General features: G+C 42.9%; 11 protein-coding genes. 6 read left to right on the top strand and 5 right to left on the bottom strand.

The window, feature by feature from the left end:
• Positions 1–74: 74 nt before the first annotated feature.
• Positions 75–1955 (bottom strand): 5'-nucleotidase C-terminal domain-containing protein, encoded by a 1881-nt coding sequence (locus J0L60_14745; protein ID MBN8547389.1) that lies wholly within the window; start codon positions 1953–1955, stop codon positions 75–77.
• A gap of 178 nt (positions 1956–2133) precedes the next feature.
• On the opposite strand from J0L60_14745, the gene J0L60_14740 reads away from it, so the two are divergent.
• From J0L60_14740 to J0L60_14725, 4 genes are all read left to right on the top strand, one after another.
• Positions 2134–3393 carry a radical SAM protein gene (locus J0L60_14740; GenBank protein ID MBN8547388.1) on the top strand — a complete coding sequence of 420 codons (1260 nt, stop codon included), beginning with the start codon at positions 2134–2136 and terminating at the stop codon, positions 3391–3393.
• Positions 3394–3489: 96 nt separating this feature from the next.
• Positions 3490–5214 carry a hypothetical protein gene (locus J0L60_14735; protein ID MBN8547387.1) on the top strand — a complete coding sequence of 575 codons (1725 nt, stop codon included), beginning with the start codon at positions 3490–3492 and terminating at the stop codon, positions 5212–5214.
• A complete protein-coding gene (locus J0L60_14730; GenBank protein ID MBN8547386.1) occupies positions 5169–6350 on the top strand; it encodes a hypothetical protein in 1182 nt (393 codons plus the stop codon). The genes J0L60_14735 and J0L60_14730 overlap by 46 nt, the downstream gene beginning before the upstream one ends.
• Positions 6351–6429: 79 nt before the next feature.
• Entirely contained in the window at positions 6430–7695 is a 1266-nt protein-coding gene (locus tag J0L60_14725) for an HlyC/CorC family transporter (protein MBN8547385.1), read from the top strand.
• Here the strand turns inward: J0L60_14725 and J0L60_14720 are convergent.
• From J0L60_14720 to J0L60_14705, 4 genes are read right to left on the bottom strand one after another with little or no spacing between them, the layout of a single operon-like run.
• A complete protein-coding gene (locus tag J0L60_14720; protein MBN8547384.1) occupies positions 7682–9640 on the bottom strand; it encodes a response regulator in 1959 nt (652 codons plus the stop codon). The genes J0L60_14725 and J0L60_14720 overlap by 14 nt on opposite strands.
• Before the next feature lie 20 nt (positions 9641–9660).
• Positions 9661–10245, bottom strand: coding sequence for a chemotaxis protein CheB (locus tag J0L60_14715; protein ID MBN8547383.1), 585 nt, complete (start codon positions 10243–10245; stop codon positions 9661–9663).
• An 11-nt stretch (positions 10246–10256) separates the two neighbouring features.
• Positions 10257–11090, bottom strand: coding sequence for a protein-glutamate O-methyltransferase CheR (locus tag J0L60_14710; protein ID MBN8547382.1), 834 nt, complete (start codon positions 11088–11090; stop codon positions 10257–10259).
• Between the two features lie 20 nt (positions 11091–11110).
• Positions 11111–14734, bottom strand: coding sequence for a response regulator (locus J0L60_14705; GenBank protein ID MBN8547381.1), 3624 nt, complete (start codon positions 14732–14734; stop codon positions 11111–11113).
• A 258-nt stretch (positions 14735–14992) separates the two neighbouring features.
• On the opposite strand from J0L60_14705, the gene J0L60_14700 reads away from it, so the two are divergent.
• Both J0L60_14700 and nusA read left to right on the top strand, forming a co-directional pair.
• Positions 14993–15445, top strand: a complete 453-nt coding sequence (locus J0L60_14700; GenBank protein ID MBN8547380.1) for a hypothetical protein — start codon at positions 14993–14995, stop codon at positions 15443–15445.
• 13 nt (positions 15446–15458) lie between these two features.
• Complete coding sequence (nusA, locus tag J0L60_14695; GenBank protein MBN8547379.1) at positions 15459–16700, top strand: transcription termination factor NusA; 1242 nt, start codon at positions 15459–15461, stop codon at positions 16698–16700.
• Positions 16701–16710: the final 10 nt, after the last annotated feature.

Genomic DNA, 16710 nt, shown 5'->3' with positions numbered 1-16710 from the left:
AAAGTCAATTCCTCTTGAAAATATATTTTTTGGTTCCCGGTCCCTGCACCGGGAATCAAAAATCTCCGGGTACCTTACTTCACGAGAATCATTTTTTTGGATTGGACAAAAGAACCAGCAGACAACCTGTAAATATAGACTCCACTTGGAAGGTTTTTGGCGTCGAAGGTTACCCTGTGCTCACCGGCACCCTGTAACTCATTTACCAGTTCCATTACCTCTTCTCCAAGCGAATTAAAAACTTTCAGGTTTACATTTGAAGTCGCGGGGAGCAAATATGTAATACTGGTTGAAGGGTTGAAAGGATTCGGGTAGTTTTGCAAAAGCTTAACTTTCTCTGGCAGAAAACTTTCCTTGTTTGATTCGTCACTCATTGTGTTACCTGACCCGGGATTAATTACCCCCTGGGATATTACATATTCGGTCAACGCCTGGAATTCAGTAAGTTCAGAATAAAGTGTATCAACATCAAAAGGTATCATGAATAAATTCTGCATAGCCATTAAGAGGAACTCATTCATGACCAGGTTATATGACTGAGATGGATCGATTGGTTGTCCGTTAACCGTAATCGATGTAATTCTGGATCCCGGAGGATTTTGCACATTCATTCCGAACGACAGTCCTGCGGTTTGAGGTACAAACTCATCGTCGGTTGCTATCATGCTGACAACATTCTCCATCGCGTACCAAAGATTTGCGCCTGAGATATTGATTTTTGCAAGCCTGAACCCAAGATTATTGACGGGGTTGGCGCCATATCCTATGCATCTGAAAAGATCTGCCGGAACTATGGGTCCAGCCTGTATCGGTTGGGAAGTGGAACCACCCACAGTGATTGCAATTTCTGCACCTGTTTTCCATTTAAAGGCAGTCGTTACGAGATTACCGACAGGTGTATTATGGTGGGTTGAAGTATCGGTCAGATTCGTATCAATTTCACTGAAGAATCCGGAAGCGACACCCACCTGGGTTCTGAACATTGGTCCGTAAACCTGTTCGAGTTGAACAATGAGAGTATCGATAATTGCTTTGGTTGTTGGCTCTTCCGGGATGTTCTCATCCAGCGGAATCAGATGGAAAAGTGGTGGTTGAACCTGGCCATTGTTCACAACCACATTTATTTTACCAACATACTTCAGGAATGCATCTGCCTGGAATGCATAGGTCTTACCGCCTGTATAAAGATTCACAATCTCCACCGGTGTATCAAGTTTAAGATGGTCGTGGCTCGAGATGACTATATCAACACCAGGTACCATTGCAAAGAACTGTTTGTCGATATTAAGACCAAGATGCGAAAGGCAAACAATCAGTTCGCATCCAGCTTCCTTCAACGCTGTTATTTGTGTCATCGCACAAGCTGCCAAAGCTGAGTCTGATTCAATAATTTTGACATAACCCGGTTGAGAGAAGTAGTTTGCACTTGGCGTAGTCAGTCCGAAGATTCCGACTCTTAATCCTCCATATTCCTTTATGGCATAACCTTTTATATAGTTGTCCAATCCTGTGTTGGTCTCATTTGGGAATTGGACATTACTCGAAATGATTGAAAATGGTGCCCCTTGTGGAAAAGCAGTTGCAAAAATATTAAACAGGTTGTCGGGACCGAGATCAAATTCATGGTTACCAACAACCATTGCATCGAAGCCTAAAGCTCCCATTAGTTGAAGTTCCGGAACACCAAAAAACAGTGAAAAGAACGGATCACCTATAAAGGCGTCGCCGCCATGAAGCGTAAGGACATTTGTTTCTGTCATCTTTGTCATGCCGATAACAGAGGCAGCTCTGGCGATCCCGCCAATTTTCCCTGACAAGTCGGAATTTCTTGGTGCCTGAGGGGCGAGGTTTGTGTGGGTATCATTAACAAACAGAATTGTAAGGCTGTCTGCTGCGAATGAGAAATTAAAAAGTCCTGCGAGGAGGACAACGGTTAAATATGTGCGTGCTTTCATTGGGATAATCTCCGTTTTTGTTTGGGTCAAAATTAATTTATACCCCAAAAGGAGATGTCACAGGGGAGTAAAGAGATTGTAAAAACTGAAAGTGATTCTCTTTACATCTTTTTGACAAGTTTGTGACAACAATTCAGAGGTCATGGCTTAATTTACCGGTGTCAATTGTGGAGTTTTTATGAAATCATCGCAAATCGTCCCGGACCGGCAATATCTTTTGGAGATCATCAGGATGTATTCCTGGATGCTGGTAAAGCGGGAATCTTCGAGTATCCGGAATGCAGTCAGGGAATCGCTTTCGATAAGAGTGATAAGTGCGAATTACAAACTCAGAAAAAAACTTCACTTTTCAAAAATGATCCTTCATAACGGAAAATTTTATTCCTCACTTGCCGTTCCCGGCATTCCTTCTCAAGCTTTTGCAAATTCGGTGAGAAACGGAGTTTTTCATCTCCTGGACTCCGGCATTATTCAAAAAAGGCAAATTGACACAGCCCTTCTGGCAATCACCTCAAACTGTCCCCTGAACTGCAGTCATTGTTATGAAAAGGCGAACATAAATAACTACATTTCACTCACCAATGATGATTGGGTGAAAACTGTCAGGTCACTTCAGGAACACGGTTGTGGAGTAATCGTGCTTACCGGTGGTGAACCGCTGAGTGATTTTGAGCGATTGCTTGCAATTCTCAGAAGTGGGGACAAAAATCTCTCCGATTTTCACATCCATACTTCAGGGATGACAGTAACTGAAGAAAAAGTTGTTCAGTTAAAGGAAGCGGGACTAACAGCGGCCGGTGTCGGAATCGATCATAATGATGAATTAAAAAATGACAGGCTTCGGGGAAAGGGTTCCTGGAAAAGTGCATTGAAGGCGATTGATCTTTTTGTGAAACATGGCATTCTTACCTATGTAAATTTTTGCGCTGTGAAAGAGATTGCAAACGAGTCCGATTTAATGAAATACGCAGAATTTGTCAAGGAGAAGGGAGTAGCTCTGATTGAACTTTTGGAACCAAGGGAATGTGGTGGTTACAAGGGGGATTATTCCGTACTTTTGGGGGGTGGAGAGAAAGCCGCACTTCTGAATTTCATGAAAAAAATTAATCTCGATAAAAACTATTTAGACTATCCCGTCATATACTATCTTGCCCACCTTGAAGGGAAGGATGGGCTTGGTTGCCTCATGGGAGGTCTGTCACACTTTTATATTGACTCCGCCGGGAATATCAACCCCTGTGTTTTTATGCCCGTGACCTTCGGTAACATACTTACTGAGGATATTGAAGTTATCCTGTCAAGGATGCGAAAAAATATCCCTTACCCGTTAAAAGCCGAATGCCCTGCCATCGCAATTTCAGAAGAGATTGCCGCAGAAGAATCCCATCCTGTTCCATTCGAAAGAGTTGCCAACAAATTCAAGGAACTCTTCCCTTAGCATCCCGAGGTGCAAAATGAATAAAACAAAGATCCCGTCACACCTTTTAATCACATTTATAACCGGCGGATTCCGCCCGGATGAATGAGGTATCATATGTTTCGAAAGATATTTATCTCGTGTCTTATAGTAGCAACAACTCACTACTTCCTTGGTTGTGCTGTGTATAACACAGGAAAAGAGTTTGATGTTGTTAAACTTGAGGGAAAAGATACAAAGATCACCAAGGTTGTAATGCCCGATGGTTTTACTTACTCGTTTAAAAAAAATGGTGCCACGGTGGTTTTGAGGGGTGCCGGTGTTTCCGGATATAACATGGAAGGGAAACCTGTATTTTTCCTTGCGGAACAAATAAAAGAGGCTTACCGAACAGACCCGCCCGCTACATTCACGATTGAACAACTCAAGTCTGATACGAGCATTTTGTTGTCAGGACTTCAATTGAAGAATGGATCAAAGATGAGTTTCGGTAAAGGATACGGGCAATATAGAAATGCCAACCTTTTGATAAAGGGGCTGAGTGATGCCGACAGTCTGGTCGAGATAAATGCTCTTGATGCGTTGTATGTTATGGTCGAAAAATTCGACGGGGTTATGTCGCTGGTAGCTACGGTGGGATTTCTTGCCGCAACGACACTGGTTGCGATGCTGATTGCCCTGGCTGCCAAAAAGTCGTGTCCATTCATCTATTCATATGACGGAGAAAAATATGTATTCGACGCCGAACCTTTGGGTGGAGCAATATCAAAGGCGTTCGAAAGGACGGACTATACAAAACTCGAAAATCTCAAAGAAGTTGACGGGAGATATAAACTCAAGATAACGAACGAAGTTTATGAGACGGAGTACATCGATGAGATGAGCCTTGTCGCAGTCGATCACCCTCAGAACACAATTGCATTGATGAACAACGACGGTGAAGTTTTCGCTCTTCCTGAGGGAGAAAAAGTGAGCTATGCTTCGGATGAGAAAGGGAACGACCTAAAACCGTTTTTGATCGAGGATGACATGATCTCGTGGCAGACCAAAATGCCTTTCAAAGATAACACACTGACGAAGCACAAGATAAAATTTGGGTTTAAGAAGAGACCCGGTGCCCGTAAAGCGTGGCTGGTCTATAATGTAGGAACCACTCACTGGGGATCCACGATGATTTCCGAAATGCTTGAGCTTCAGGGAAAGAATCTTGAAGAACATTACCGGAATCTTGACAAAAAAGGGGAGTACTATAAAACCACCATGAATTTCCTTCAGCGGGAAGAATTATATGAGATGAATTTGCTGATGAAGGAAAATGGTGAGTGGGTGAGCAAAGGCATTTTGCAGGGTGGAGGTCCGTTCAAAACAGAGAGGAGAGTTCTTGAAATTGATTTGTCCAAAGTAAGCGGAGAAATCGTTGAGTTTGAAGTAAATCCACCCGTTGGATTCTGGACTCTGGATAATTTTTCACTTTGTTTCGACGAACCGGGGACAACAAAAGCTACAGAAGTAAAAGTGGCAAAGACCGTTACTCATGACGGTAAGGACATTTCCTCCATCGTCAGTAAGAGTGATGAAACATATCATCAAATGCCGACTACGGGAGACTGGTTTATGGCAGAGTATGATGCACCAAAATTAAAATCCGGAATGGCAAGATCGATATTCATGAAAACAAAGGGCTGGTATAAGATTGACATGCCGGCACTGGATAAGGATCCCGATTTATTGACACTCTTCAAGTTAGTGAGCAAACCGGGTGAAGTAATAAAATTCTCAAATGAAAGGTATCAAAAATGGATACTCTCGGTAGAAAAAGAGACAAAGCAAGTAACTCAGTGATAAACCGGGCATTGTTCTTTATCCTGTTACTTACCACGCTCATCCCGGCACAAGAGGTGAAGGATTATTCAAGTTATCAGAACAAATTCGCTTTCGATCCTGTAATAATGGTCGACAGGAATGGAGTTCTGACGAGAGGTCTCTTTCTTGATCTCGAAGGGGACTCTCTGAAGCTGTTGCTAAACTCAAAGATTCAGAAAGTTGCAATCAGTTCGCTTAAGCTGCTTAAGATCGACTCGAAACAGACTAACAGGGATAATATGCTAAGTCTCGGAATCGCGGGTGCGTTTGCATGTCAGCTTTTGCTCAGGAAGCAGGATTGGCAATCTGACAGGTTTATTCAATCGGACGGGTTGTGGACTCACTTTCTGGTCGGGGCTCTTGGAGCAGTTGCCGGCGGACTGGTTGGAATCGGAATAGACATGTCGAACAGTGACAAAGAACTTGAGTATGATTTGGAGAATCCCAAAGAAGTGCAGAGGATGAGGCGTGATATCCTTCAATCATCGGAGGAGACACATCTGAACATCCATTATGAAATTGCGAAGGTTTATGCTCGGTCAGACCCGGCATACAGGCAGGGAACCGGAAATTACTACAGTTATGATGATATAACCCTGAATGTTTTCAGAAGTGTGAGACTTACATACGATATTAACGAGAAAATAGATGCAGGAGTGGCAATTTATTCAGCAGCAGAACCAAATCTTAAATACTCGTATGGTTCGCAAAACACATATGGAAATGAAGAGATGTCTAATCGTGTTTACGGATACTATGCAACAGCATTCTACAATCCATTTCCCGATGAGCCAAAAAAGAGAATAAAAGTGAAAGCGGGAGCTGGGGCAGGCTTTGCAGCAATCGACTATACAATTGCAAGAAGCAAAAGCGTCTATGATCCAGTAAAATATACCACTACCGTAACAAGTGAGTCGGCATCCCTGAATAAAACCGTCTTCAGTGGATTTCTTGCTGTTGATCTCAGGGCTTATCCATCATCAAAAGTATCAATCGCTTTGACAGGCGACTATATCTGGATCCCAGAGAAAACGATTCCATCGAATTTGCCGGGAGAAAGCGGCAAGTCGTTCAGCAATTTCAGCTTTGGTCTAAGTTTAGGATTGCACTTTTAGATTCAGTAAAGTTGACGAAATTAAACTATTTGTTTATAAATTGCATTTATCTTTAAGTCAATTATAAACGAACGGAAAAATGTTTTCAATTTTATTGTCAATCCTGCTGGTATTTTTGATTGGAGCAGTTGTAACCCTTGCGGAGACGGTGCTTTTGGCGAATCCGGGTGAGGACTGGGTAACGGAAGATGATGAAAATGCAGGTATGGTGGAAAGATTTAAGGGATCTGCCGAAAGCATCTACGAAACCGCTGAGATAGTCAGATATGCAGTCTTTGCCGTGGGTTTGATAATTATAGAAAGTTTCCTTATCGACTGGCTTCACGATGTAGGTATCGATTTGAAAGGCTATGGCTGGTGGGTTCCTGTTCTTTTTTCTGCGGTTCCTGTGGCATCACTTTTTTGGCTTTTTTCAGTTTACATTCCGCGGGGTTTTGGTGAAAAATTCGCCGGAAAGCTGTCCCCTCTGGTTTATTATGTACTAATCATTCTCGATATCACCGGAAAAGTATTTACTAAAACTTTGAAATATATAGCAGGGCTGTTTCTGAAACCCTTCAATGCCATTCCCAACTATTCTGTAACACTCGTCTCGGAAGAACATATAAAAAGGCTTCTGGATGCCGGGCTGAAGAAGGGGGAGCTTGATGAAGAGGAACATGAAATCCTGGAAAATGTGCTGGAATTTAACGATTTGACAGCATACGATGTTATGATTCCAAGGACTGAAATGGCAGCCGTGGAGCTGACAGGCGACCCTGAGACAGATTTTAAGGAAATAATAAGAACAGGCTACAATTCCGTACCCATTTTTGAAGATTCGCTCGATAATATTACCGGCATCGTGAATGTAAAAGACCTTATGCGTTATTACATCGTGAACAATGACTATGAGATTAAAAGGGCAATACGCCCACCTCATTTTGTTCCCGAGACCAAATTTATATCAGAGATTTTAAAAGAGATGCAATTAAAGGGTATCAGGGCTGCTATAGTTGCAGATGAGTATGGCGGGACAGAGGGGATAATAAAACTTGAGGATATTCTCGGGGAGATAGTCGGGGATATTACCTACACCACCGAAGGTGAGCCTGCCGAGATAACACCCCTGCCCGATGAGTCATTCCTGATACTCGGTAATATGAGCATCACCGATTTGAACGATCACCTCGAAGCCGAATTTCCGGAGTCGGACGAGTACAGTACATTTGCAGGATTTGTTTCGGACATTACTGGAAAAATCCTTAACCCGGGTGACAAGGTCGAGTATAGTGAATACACAATCGAACTGACCAAACGGGTCAAGAACAAAATGGCAGAATTCAGGCTTGTCAGGAACCGTTAGGGAATATCGACTTTATAAGTGTAAGCAATTCATCCTTCCTGAATGGTTTAGCGAGATAGTGGCTGCACCCCTCTTCGAGGAAAGTCTCCTTGTCGCCGGCGAGGGCAAGCGCGGTTATGGCTATCACAGGAGCATCCTGGTAATGACTCATCTCCCTTAATCGTCTTGTCACCTCTATTCCCGAGATCCCGGGTCCCAGATTGATATCCATCAAAAAGCCGTCATATTGCTTCTCCTGAGCCATTTTAAGGGCGATTTCACCGGATGATGCACAATCAATGTCGCAACGGTTTCGGAGGAAGAGAGTAATAAGATCCTGATTCATCGGTTCGTCTTCCACATATAGCAGTCGTGGAAGTGCCGTTCTGATGACATTGTCACCGGGTATCGACGCTGTAGTTTTTGATGGCATCTTTGACTGAGGAACCTGCTCGGCTGCGTCTTCCGATACAGGGAATTTTAATGTAAAGACTGATCCCTCTCCAAAGGTGCTGGAAACAGATATTTTACCGTTCATAATTTCAGTAAACTTTTTTGAGATTGTGAGTCCGAGACCAAGCCCCTGGAACCCCCGGTTCAGTCCTTCGCTTGCCTGACGGAACTCATCCCAGATAATCTCAAGCTCTTCCGCTTTTATGCCTATACCGGTATCGATAACACTGACCGACACCCAGGAAGAACCGTCCGATTTTTCGTTCTCAATTTTTACGGTAATTTCGCCTCTTTGTGTGAATTTGAAGGCATTGTCGAGGAGGTGGAGTAGAATTTCCTCGAACAGGTGATCATCAATTAGAACCGATGTGTCGCTGGCATTACAGATCAGTGTGAACCTCAGAGATTTTTCGTTTGCGACATTTTTATTGGAATTAAAAACTCTCTCTGCGAGCAGTTTCAGGTTGCATTTCTTAAGTTCCAGTTTCTGAATGCTGTTCTCAATTTTGGAAAGATCGAGGATGGAATTCAGAGTGTTTCCCAGTCTTTTTCCCGAAGAGTAGATTTTGTCTATAAGAGACTGCTGGTAGTCGGATAATCTTTCCTGCTTCAAGAGTTCGGCGTATCCAACAATGCCGGTGAGCGGAGTTCTGATCTCATGGCTCATATTAGCAAGAAAGGAGGATTTTATTTTGCTTATCTCTTCAGCTTTAAGTTTTGCCGCAAGAATTGCCCCCTCGTAGAGTTTCCTTTCAGAAATATCGAAAGCAACGAGAACGAATCCTTTAAGTTTGTTGCCATTCTCGAAGAGGGGTGAGCCGGAAATAACAACGGGTAGCTTCTCCCCGCCTTTCTTCACTATTTCCATTTCTGTTTTGGGAAAGAACGGATTGCCGTCTTCCACAAGGTGATTTTTCCAACCGGCAAAGAAATCGAAATCGAACAGCCGGTTAATCTTCATTGATTTAAGTTCAGTCTCGGAGTATCCCAGAATTTGTATTGCCGAGGTATTGACATTGGTGATGGCAGAATCCATATCGATAACGATCAACGAATCGTTGATTGAACTGAGTACACTCTCGAGGTAATTCTTCGATTTCTCGAGTTCAATCTTTTCAAGAAGCTCATATCGCTTTTTATCGAGATCGAGGAATATTCTCACTTTGGTTGTCAGGAAGAATGGATTAAAGGGTTTCGTAACAAAATCCACAGCACCCGACTCATATCCCTTAAATACATGATACTCATCCGAATAGACGGCAGAGAGAAAAATTACCGGGAGACTTGCTGTTTTCTCTTCACCTCTGATATACTCAACGAGTTCATATCCGTCCATTCCCGGCATTTGAACATCGACGATCGCGAGTGCAAATTCATGATTTAAAATTGCGATGAGAGCATCATTTCCACTTCGGGCTCTGATTATAGTTACATCCAATTCATGGAGAACTTTTTCGAGCGATATTAAATTGGATTCGATATCATCAACAATAAGGATTTTTTGTTTATACATGTATCTGCCTGATCGAACTTTTAGTTGTGTGATTTGTTTTTTTCTAAAATAAATGCCGCGATTTCATCAATAGTCAGGATAAAATCGACTGCGCCGGTCTCAATCGCAGCCTGTGGCATTAAAGCGAACTCAGCGGTTTTGGGGTTTTGTGCCAGGGTAATCCCGCCCGCTTCCCTAATTTCCCTGATGCCTTTTGCACCATCGTCATTCGCACCCGAGAGGATAATCCCGAGGGAATTTTTTCCGTAAACCCAGGCGGTACTTTCGAATAGGACATCAATCGAAGGCCTGGAATATTTCACTTTTTCGTCGGTTGAGAGTGATATTGTCGCATCGCTCTCCACGAGCATATGATAATTTGGAGGCGCTACGATCACCAAGCCGGGTGAAATCATCATTTTATCCTCTGCCTCAACCACGGGCAACACCGATCTTTTCCCAAGTATATCGGTAAGGAGACTTTCCTGATACGGGCTTGTATGTTGCACAATCAGAATCGGAATCTTGAACTTAGCCGGCAGTTTAGAGAGGAGCGAAATGAGTGCATTAAGTCCTCCTGCTGAAGCACCTACAACGATAATACCTGAAAAAGCCCGATTTTCCAAGGGTGGTCTCTCTAAGTGATGTATCGTTTTTGAAAAATTCTTTCCTTATCCTGCACGACAACAAACTGATTTGCCACCGAGCTGAAAGTAATGGATTCCTTTGTGCCAAGGCAGAGAAAGCCACCTGGAATGAGGCTTTCCGACAGGAGCTCGAGAGCCCTGTCCTGTAAATCCTTGTTGAAATAAATCAGCACATTGCGGCAAAAAATCAGGTGCATTTCACCAAAACTTCTGTCGAGAACGAGATTGTGATTTGCAAAGGTAATATTCTTTTTAAGCTCTTTGGAAAAAGTGATCGAATCATATTTCGCGGAGTAATATTCCGAAAACGAATGAACACCTCCGGCGTCCTGATATGATTTGATGCATTGTTTCATGTTATCGATCTTGTAAATACCGTTTTTCGCCGTTTCAAGGGCGGAATCGTTGAAGTCAGTCGCAAAAATGGTACAACGGTCGTAGATTCCTGCCTCTTTCAAAAGTATTGCGGTTGAATATACCTCTTCCCCCGTAGCACAGCCTGCGTGCCATATTTTAATGTACGGGTGAGTTTCCAAAAAGGGGAACACCTTCTCGATCAGTTTGGAATAGACAAAGGGGTCACGAAACATATCGGTAACAGTAATCGAAAAATGATGTACAAGATCCAAAAAAAGATCCGGCTGGTGGAGAATTTTTGGAATCACTTCCGAGATATTCTGCAGACCGAGATGGGATATAAACAGCTTCGCCCTTCTGAGGAGGGATGAGCGTGCATAGTCTCTGAAGTCATAACCATACCTTCGGTATATTGCCTCGAGAAGGAGGTTTAATTCGATGTTTTCCAGTTCTGATTTATTGAACATCTATGCTTTCCACGGAAAATTTATCTGTATAACCAGACCCTCATTATTGAAAAGAGTCTTTCGATATCAACGGGTTTCGGAAGATAGTCGCTTGCACCGGCAGCGATGCAATCCTGATAATCTTTTTTCATGGCTTTTGCGGTAACTGCGATAATCGGGATATCGTAGAATTCTTCCTTTGCCCTGATCCTTCTGATCGTTTCGTAACCATCCATCTCGGGCATCATTATATCCATAATCACAAGATCGATTTCCGGTTCGGAGGAGATAATCTCGATAGCTTTTCTGCCATTTTCAGCCTTCAGGATATTCATGCCTTTGTCGGAGAGTAGTTTTGACAGTGCAAAGACATTCCTCATATCGTCGTCCACAATCAATACTTTTTTCCCTTTGAAGAGCTGGTCGGTTTCGTGCAGATCGAGGATCATTCTCTTTTTGTTTTCGGGCATTTTGTTCACAAGTCTGTGCAAAAAGAGAGATGTTTCATCGAGGAGTCTTTCCTCGGATCGAACACCTTTGATGATGATGGAATCGGCATAATTTCGAAGTTCTGCATCTTCTTCCTTGGAGAGGTCCCTTCCTGTATAGACAATTACCGGGGGAAGATTTGTTTCAAATTGTTCCAACGACTGAAGTAGCTCGAAGCCTGTCATGTCAGGCAATCCAAGGTCGAGAATCATCAGATCAAAGTGACCATCGGCGAGCACTTTGATCGCTTCGCCTCCTGTTTCCACCGTTGAAATATTAACATCCGAATCTCCGATAAGTCTTGAGATGCTTCTTTGCAGATTTGTATCATCTTCAATGAGAAGGATGTCTTTTACTTTTTTGTTCGAAAACTCTTCAAGCCGGGTAATCGCATCATCGATATCTTCTTTTGCAACCGGTTTGGCGAGGTATCCAATGGCTCCCTTGTTCAGAGCTTCCCTTACAGTATTGGCGCCACTTACAATATGCACAGGAATGTGCCGGGTCTTTGAGGATTCTTTCAGACGGGTCAGAATATCGATACCATTGATATCGGGGAGACCCAGGTCGAGAAGTATTGCCATGGGTAGAAATCTCAGTGCCAGTTCCAGACCTTCATAACCGGTGAGGGCAATTATTCCCTTAAGATTTTTCTCTTTACATTCCTTGAACAGTAGTTTAGCGAAGTCGGGGTCATCCTCAATAATTAAAACGACCTTGTCTTTTTCCGTGATCTCTTTTCTGTCGTCAGTTACTGAAATCTTTTGTGGTTTATCAATTTTAACCGGGGCAACCACAACTTCTTCAGGTACTTTGGTCTTCGGTAAAATCACGGGCACAGCAGCAGCTTTGGGAGTATTCTGTCCGGGAAACTTAAGAGGAAGAAAGAGTGTGAAAGAGGAACCGGTGCCGGGAATACTCTCGACCTGGATTTCGCCACCGAGGATATGTGAAAGCTCTCTGGATATCGAGAGACCAAGTCCGGTGCCGCCGAACTCGCGTGATGTGCCACCGTCAGCCTGCTGGAATGCCTCAAATATTACTTTTTGCTTTTCGAGCGGGATGCCGATTCCGGTGTCGGCAACTGTAATGGCAACACATTCATTTCTGTTCAATCCGCTTCGGAAGAGATTATCTGAAGCCTTTGGCATGTCGATTCTGACAGTGACCTTCCCGGTTTTGGTGAATTTTATTGCATTCGAGATGAGGTTCTTTAGAATTTGTTCCAGTCGTTGCTTGTCAGTTTCGATTGAATCGGGTATGTGCTCGCCGATGGAGAGATCAAATTCCAGTCCTTTATGAGCCGCAGAATGTTTGAAAGTTGACTCAACATTTCTTCGTATAATTTCAACCGGGACCTTCTCAATATGGAGTTCCATCTTGCCGGCTTCAATTTTTGAAAGGTCGAGGATCTCATTAATGAGATTGAGGAGGTCAGAACCGCTTCTGTAAATCACTTCAGCCGATTCCACCTCATCTTCTGTGAGGTTGCCCTTTTTATTGTCACCGAGCATTTTTGACAGTATAAGAAGACTGTTGAGGGGGGTTCTCAGTTCGTGGGACATATTTGCCAGGAATTCTGATTTGTATTTACTGGCGATAGCGAGTTCCTCGGCTTTTATTTCAAGTTCCTCTCTTGCTAATTGAATATCTGCTTTCTGTTTCTGCAGGGATTCGTTTTTCTCTTCGAGTTCTTCATTTATTACTTCGAGTTCTTCCTGTTGCGATTTCAGTCTTTCCTCGGAAAATTTCAGGGCGGTTGTCTGCTCTTCTAGTTCCTCATTGGCAGCACGGAGTTCTTCCTGCTGCACTTCGAGTTTCTCGTTCGAGCTTCTTAATTCCTCCTGTTGCACCTGAAGTTCCTCTGCGAGTTGTTGAGTCTTCATAAGGAGATCCGTCAGCGATTCTCTCGATTTGGAGGAATTGACAGCGGCTCCTATAATGGCAGAAGTACTTAACAGGAACTCGATCTCCCGGGTGGAAAATATTCCATATTTCCCAAGTTCGACTATGCCGTAAAGTTTTTCTGCATAAACAAGGGGGAAGAGGAAAATTTCACTCGGCAGCGATTTTCCCGTGGCAGATGAGATAAAGAAATGGCTGTCTTTAACATTCCTGACATGAAGATGGCGGCGTGAAGCGGCACATTCGCCGGTGAGACCTTCTTTGAATTTAACCGTATTATTAGCCCGTTCGACATCGCTGACAGCGAAACCTCCTGCCAGCGTAAGGTATTCCTCATCGCTGTCAGTCACATAGAAAGCACAGATAAATGCACCGGTGTATTCGCACAGAAATGCAGATGCCCTGTCGGCAAGTTCGGAAACTTTTGGTTCACCTCTTAAAGTTTCATTGAGACTGTTAATTCCCGACTTTTGCCAGTTCTGAATTTCAGCTTTGGCAGTGTAGTCACCAAGTGAGTCAGACACCTGATTAATTGTCTTTGCGAGAGCTCCCAGCTCGTCCTTTGAATCGTAGTCGATTTTGGAGTAGAACTCTCCCGCTTCAATCAGTTTTACCTTTTTACTTATCAAATCAACCGGTTTACGAATTCCTCTTGTTATCAGGTACCCGGTAAGACCGCTGGTCAGCATTAGAACAAGGAGGAAAAAGTAAGTTAAAATTTTAGTATCTGCTTCCACGACCTGTGAATTTTCGTAGAATGAATTGGCTTTGTTGTTTGCGAAGTTCAGTACATCCGTTAATTCATGTTCAAATTTTATTACCACAACTTCACTGGTAACAAGAATTGATTTTGCCTTTTCCACCTTTCCCTCTTCCAGGGCATCAATCACTGCCTGATAGCTCTTCTCCACCTTTGAATAAGCGAATTCGAGGTCATCGATATCCTGTTTGTCACCGAGAAACCGCTCCCTCAAGACCGGGAAATAAGAAAGAATACGGTGATTGGATGAATCAATTTCCGCAATGAGAGAATCATGACTTTCCGGAAAGATTATTAGTTTATTCAGGATTCTTCGCATTCTCTCGGATTCAATATCTACCATTTTGATTGTATTTGTAACGGTAAAAGGGTGTCTGTAGAGAAGGGTTGTCTGCTCCGAAAGGGTATTAATGTTGTAAATGGAAACAACGAGAGAACAGAGGATCAGAAATACTACTATGCCGAATCCGGTTGCCAGGCGGGCGCCGATTTTAAAGTCACGGAACTTCATGTTTTTGTCCTGTGTAGATAAGAAAGTGACCAACAATAATAATTAATAATTGTCACAAAACCAACAGAAATATGATTTTAGATATCATTACAGTACAGTTTTTTCTAAAATGACATACATTGAGTGAAATGCCGTTTAGCCTGTGAAAATTAATGATGTAGAAAGATAGTATATTTGTTAAAATCCTTGAAAATTGCTATATTTGTAATCTGATTATTCGCCCTACGGACACAGGGCGTTTTTTTTTAGAAAGCAATTATGATTGACGCAACCAACAGAATAAAAGAGATATGCCTTCAGACGGTTGAAGAGCACGGGATGCTGTTCATAGATTTTGTTATGAAGGGTGAAGGCAAGGTAAAAGTTGTTGAATTGTATATCGACGGGGAAGAGGGCGTGACTGCTGACATTTGTGCGGCCGTCAGCCGTGATATCAGCAAGATAATCGACGAGGAAGACCTTTTTGAGGGACCTGTCAGGTTTGATGTTTCATCACCGGGGGTCAACAGACCACTGATACATTTGAAACAGTATACAAAGCATATCGGCAGGGAATTCGAGGTAACATACTCGGAAGGTGAAGAGAAAAAGAAAATAAAAGGAAAACTGCTTCAGGTTGAAGATGACCTTTTAACATTTGAATTAAACAAAGAATCACGAATTATTGGTTTTCAGAATATTCTGAGTGCCAAGGTTAAAGTAAGTTTTTAGTGGAGGAAGAGAAATGAACGCAGACATAGTTGAATCGTTTGCGGCGATGGTGAGAGAAAAAGGAGTGGACAAGGATGTACTTCATGGAATAATTGAAGATATCTTCGGGTTGCTTGTTCGAAAAAAATATGGTGAAGAAGCAAACTACTCCGTAGTCGTTAACATGGACAGAGGCGACATCGAAATATTTCTTGTCAGAGAAATAGTCGAAGAAGTTGAGAATCCTGAAAAACAGATCAGTCTCGAAGAAGTGAACAGACTTGGTAACGAGGATGAGCTTGATGTAGGTGATGAGTATGTGGAGCAGTTAAAGCTTGCAACCTTCGGGCGCAGACTCATAAATCTGGCGAAGCAGAATCTTAACCAAAGGATTCGTGAAATCGAGAAGGAAATCATCCTTAACGAGTACAAGAGACTCGTGGGAGAGATCGTTATCGGCGATATTTATCAAATCCGTAAGAATGATGTTCTCGTAAACCACAACAAAAATGAACTTATGCTCCCCCGCGAGGAACAGATTCCTCACGAGAGATATTACAAAGGCAACACAATCAGAGCGATTGTGAAGGAAGTCAGAAGAGGGAAGAGCGGACCTGAAATTATCATTTCCCGTGCCGATACCGAACTCCTCAGAAGACTTATCGAGCTTGAAGTACCTGAAGTTTATGATGGAATTATAGAATTAAGAAAAATCGCCCGTCAGGCCGGTGAGAGAGCTAAAGTAGCTGTTGAATCGATGGACAAGCGCGTTGACCCTGTGGGTGCGTGTGTTGGTATGAAAGGTGTAAGAATTCATTCGATTATCAAAGAGCTCGCCGGCGAGAATATCGATGTTTTCGCATATTCCGATGATCCGGTTATCATGATCCAGAGAGCACTTGCTCCCGGAAAATTAAAATCGATTGAGCTCGACGAAGTTAATAAGAACGCTGTAATTTTTGCTGAAGCATCACAGGCAGCGATGATAGTTGGAAGAAATGGAGTGAATATCAGGCTTGCAATGCAGGTTACCGGATACAACATCGACTTCCACCGGATTGAAAAAGACATTGAAGATTATGAAGATGGAGTGGAACTTATCGAGTGCAAGCGTGAGCTTGGTGCCGAAGTTTACGAAACTCTTATAAACAACCGGCTTGACACTGTAAAAGATGCAATAAAAGCCGGAAAAGAAAAACTGCTTGAGATTTTTGAGGATGATGAGGAACAAGTTGACAGAATTTTGGACATCCTCAAAAACAGAATGCAGGATTAGAAAGATAGGA

Source organism: Ignavibacteria bacterium, from assembly GCA_017302895.1.
In the GTDB taxonomy this organism is placed as follows: Bacteria; Bacteroidota; Ignavibacteria; order Ignavibacteriales; family Ignavibacteriaceae; genus UTCHB3.
The sequence above is the reverse complement of the archived record's forward strand: the minus strand, read 5'-3'. Positions and strand labels throughout refer to the sequence as shown.

Coding starts and splice junctions, on each gene's coding strand:
- J0L60_14745 (MBN8547389.1), bottom strand. CDS start 1,955: ATGAAAGCACGCACATATTTAACCGTTGTCCTCCTCGCAGGACTTTTT.
- J0L60_14740 (MBN8547388.1), top strand. CDS start 2,134: ATGAAATCATCGCAAATCGTCCCGGACCGGCAATATCTTTTGGAGATC.
- J0L60_14735 (MBN8547387.1), top strand. CDS start 3,490: ATGTTTCGAAAGATATTTATCTCGTGTCTTATAGTAGCAACAACTCAC.
- J0L60_14730 (MBN8547386.1), top strand. CDS start 5,169: ATGGATACTCTCGGTAGAAAAAGAGACAAAGCAAGTAACTCAGTGATA.
- J0L60_14725 (MBN8547385.1), top strand. CDS start 6,430: ATGTTTTCAATTTTATTGTCAATCCTGCTGGTATTTTTGATTGGAGCA.
- J0L60_14720 (MBN8547384.1), bottom strand. CDS start 9,640: ATGTATAAACAAAAAATCCTTATTGTTGATGATATCGAATCCAATTTA.
- J0L60_14710 (MBN8547382.1), bottom strand. CDS start 11,090: ATGTTCAATAAATCAGAACTGGAAAACATCGAATTAAACCTCCTTCTC.
- J0L60_14705 (MBN8547381.1), bottom strand. CDS start 14,734: ATGAAGTTCCGTGACTTTAAAATCGGCGCCCGCCTGGCAACCGGATTC.
- J0L60_14700 (MBN8547380.1), top strand. CDS start 14,993: ATGATTGACGCAACCAACAGAATAAAAGAGATATGCCTTCAGACGGTT.
- nusA (MBN8547379.1), top strand. CDS start 15,459: ATGAACGCAGACATAGTTGAATCGTTTGCGGCGATGGTGAGAGAAAAA.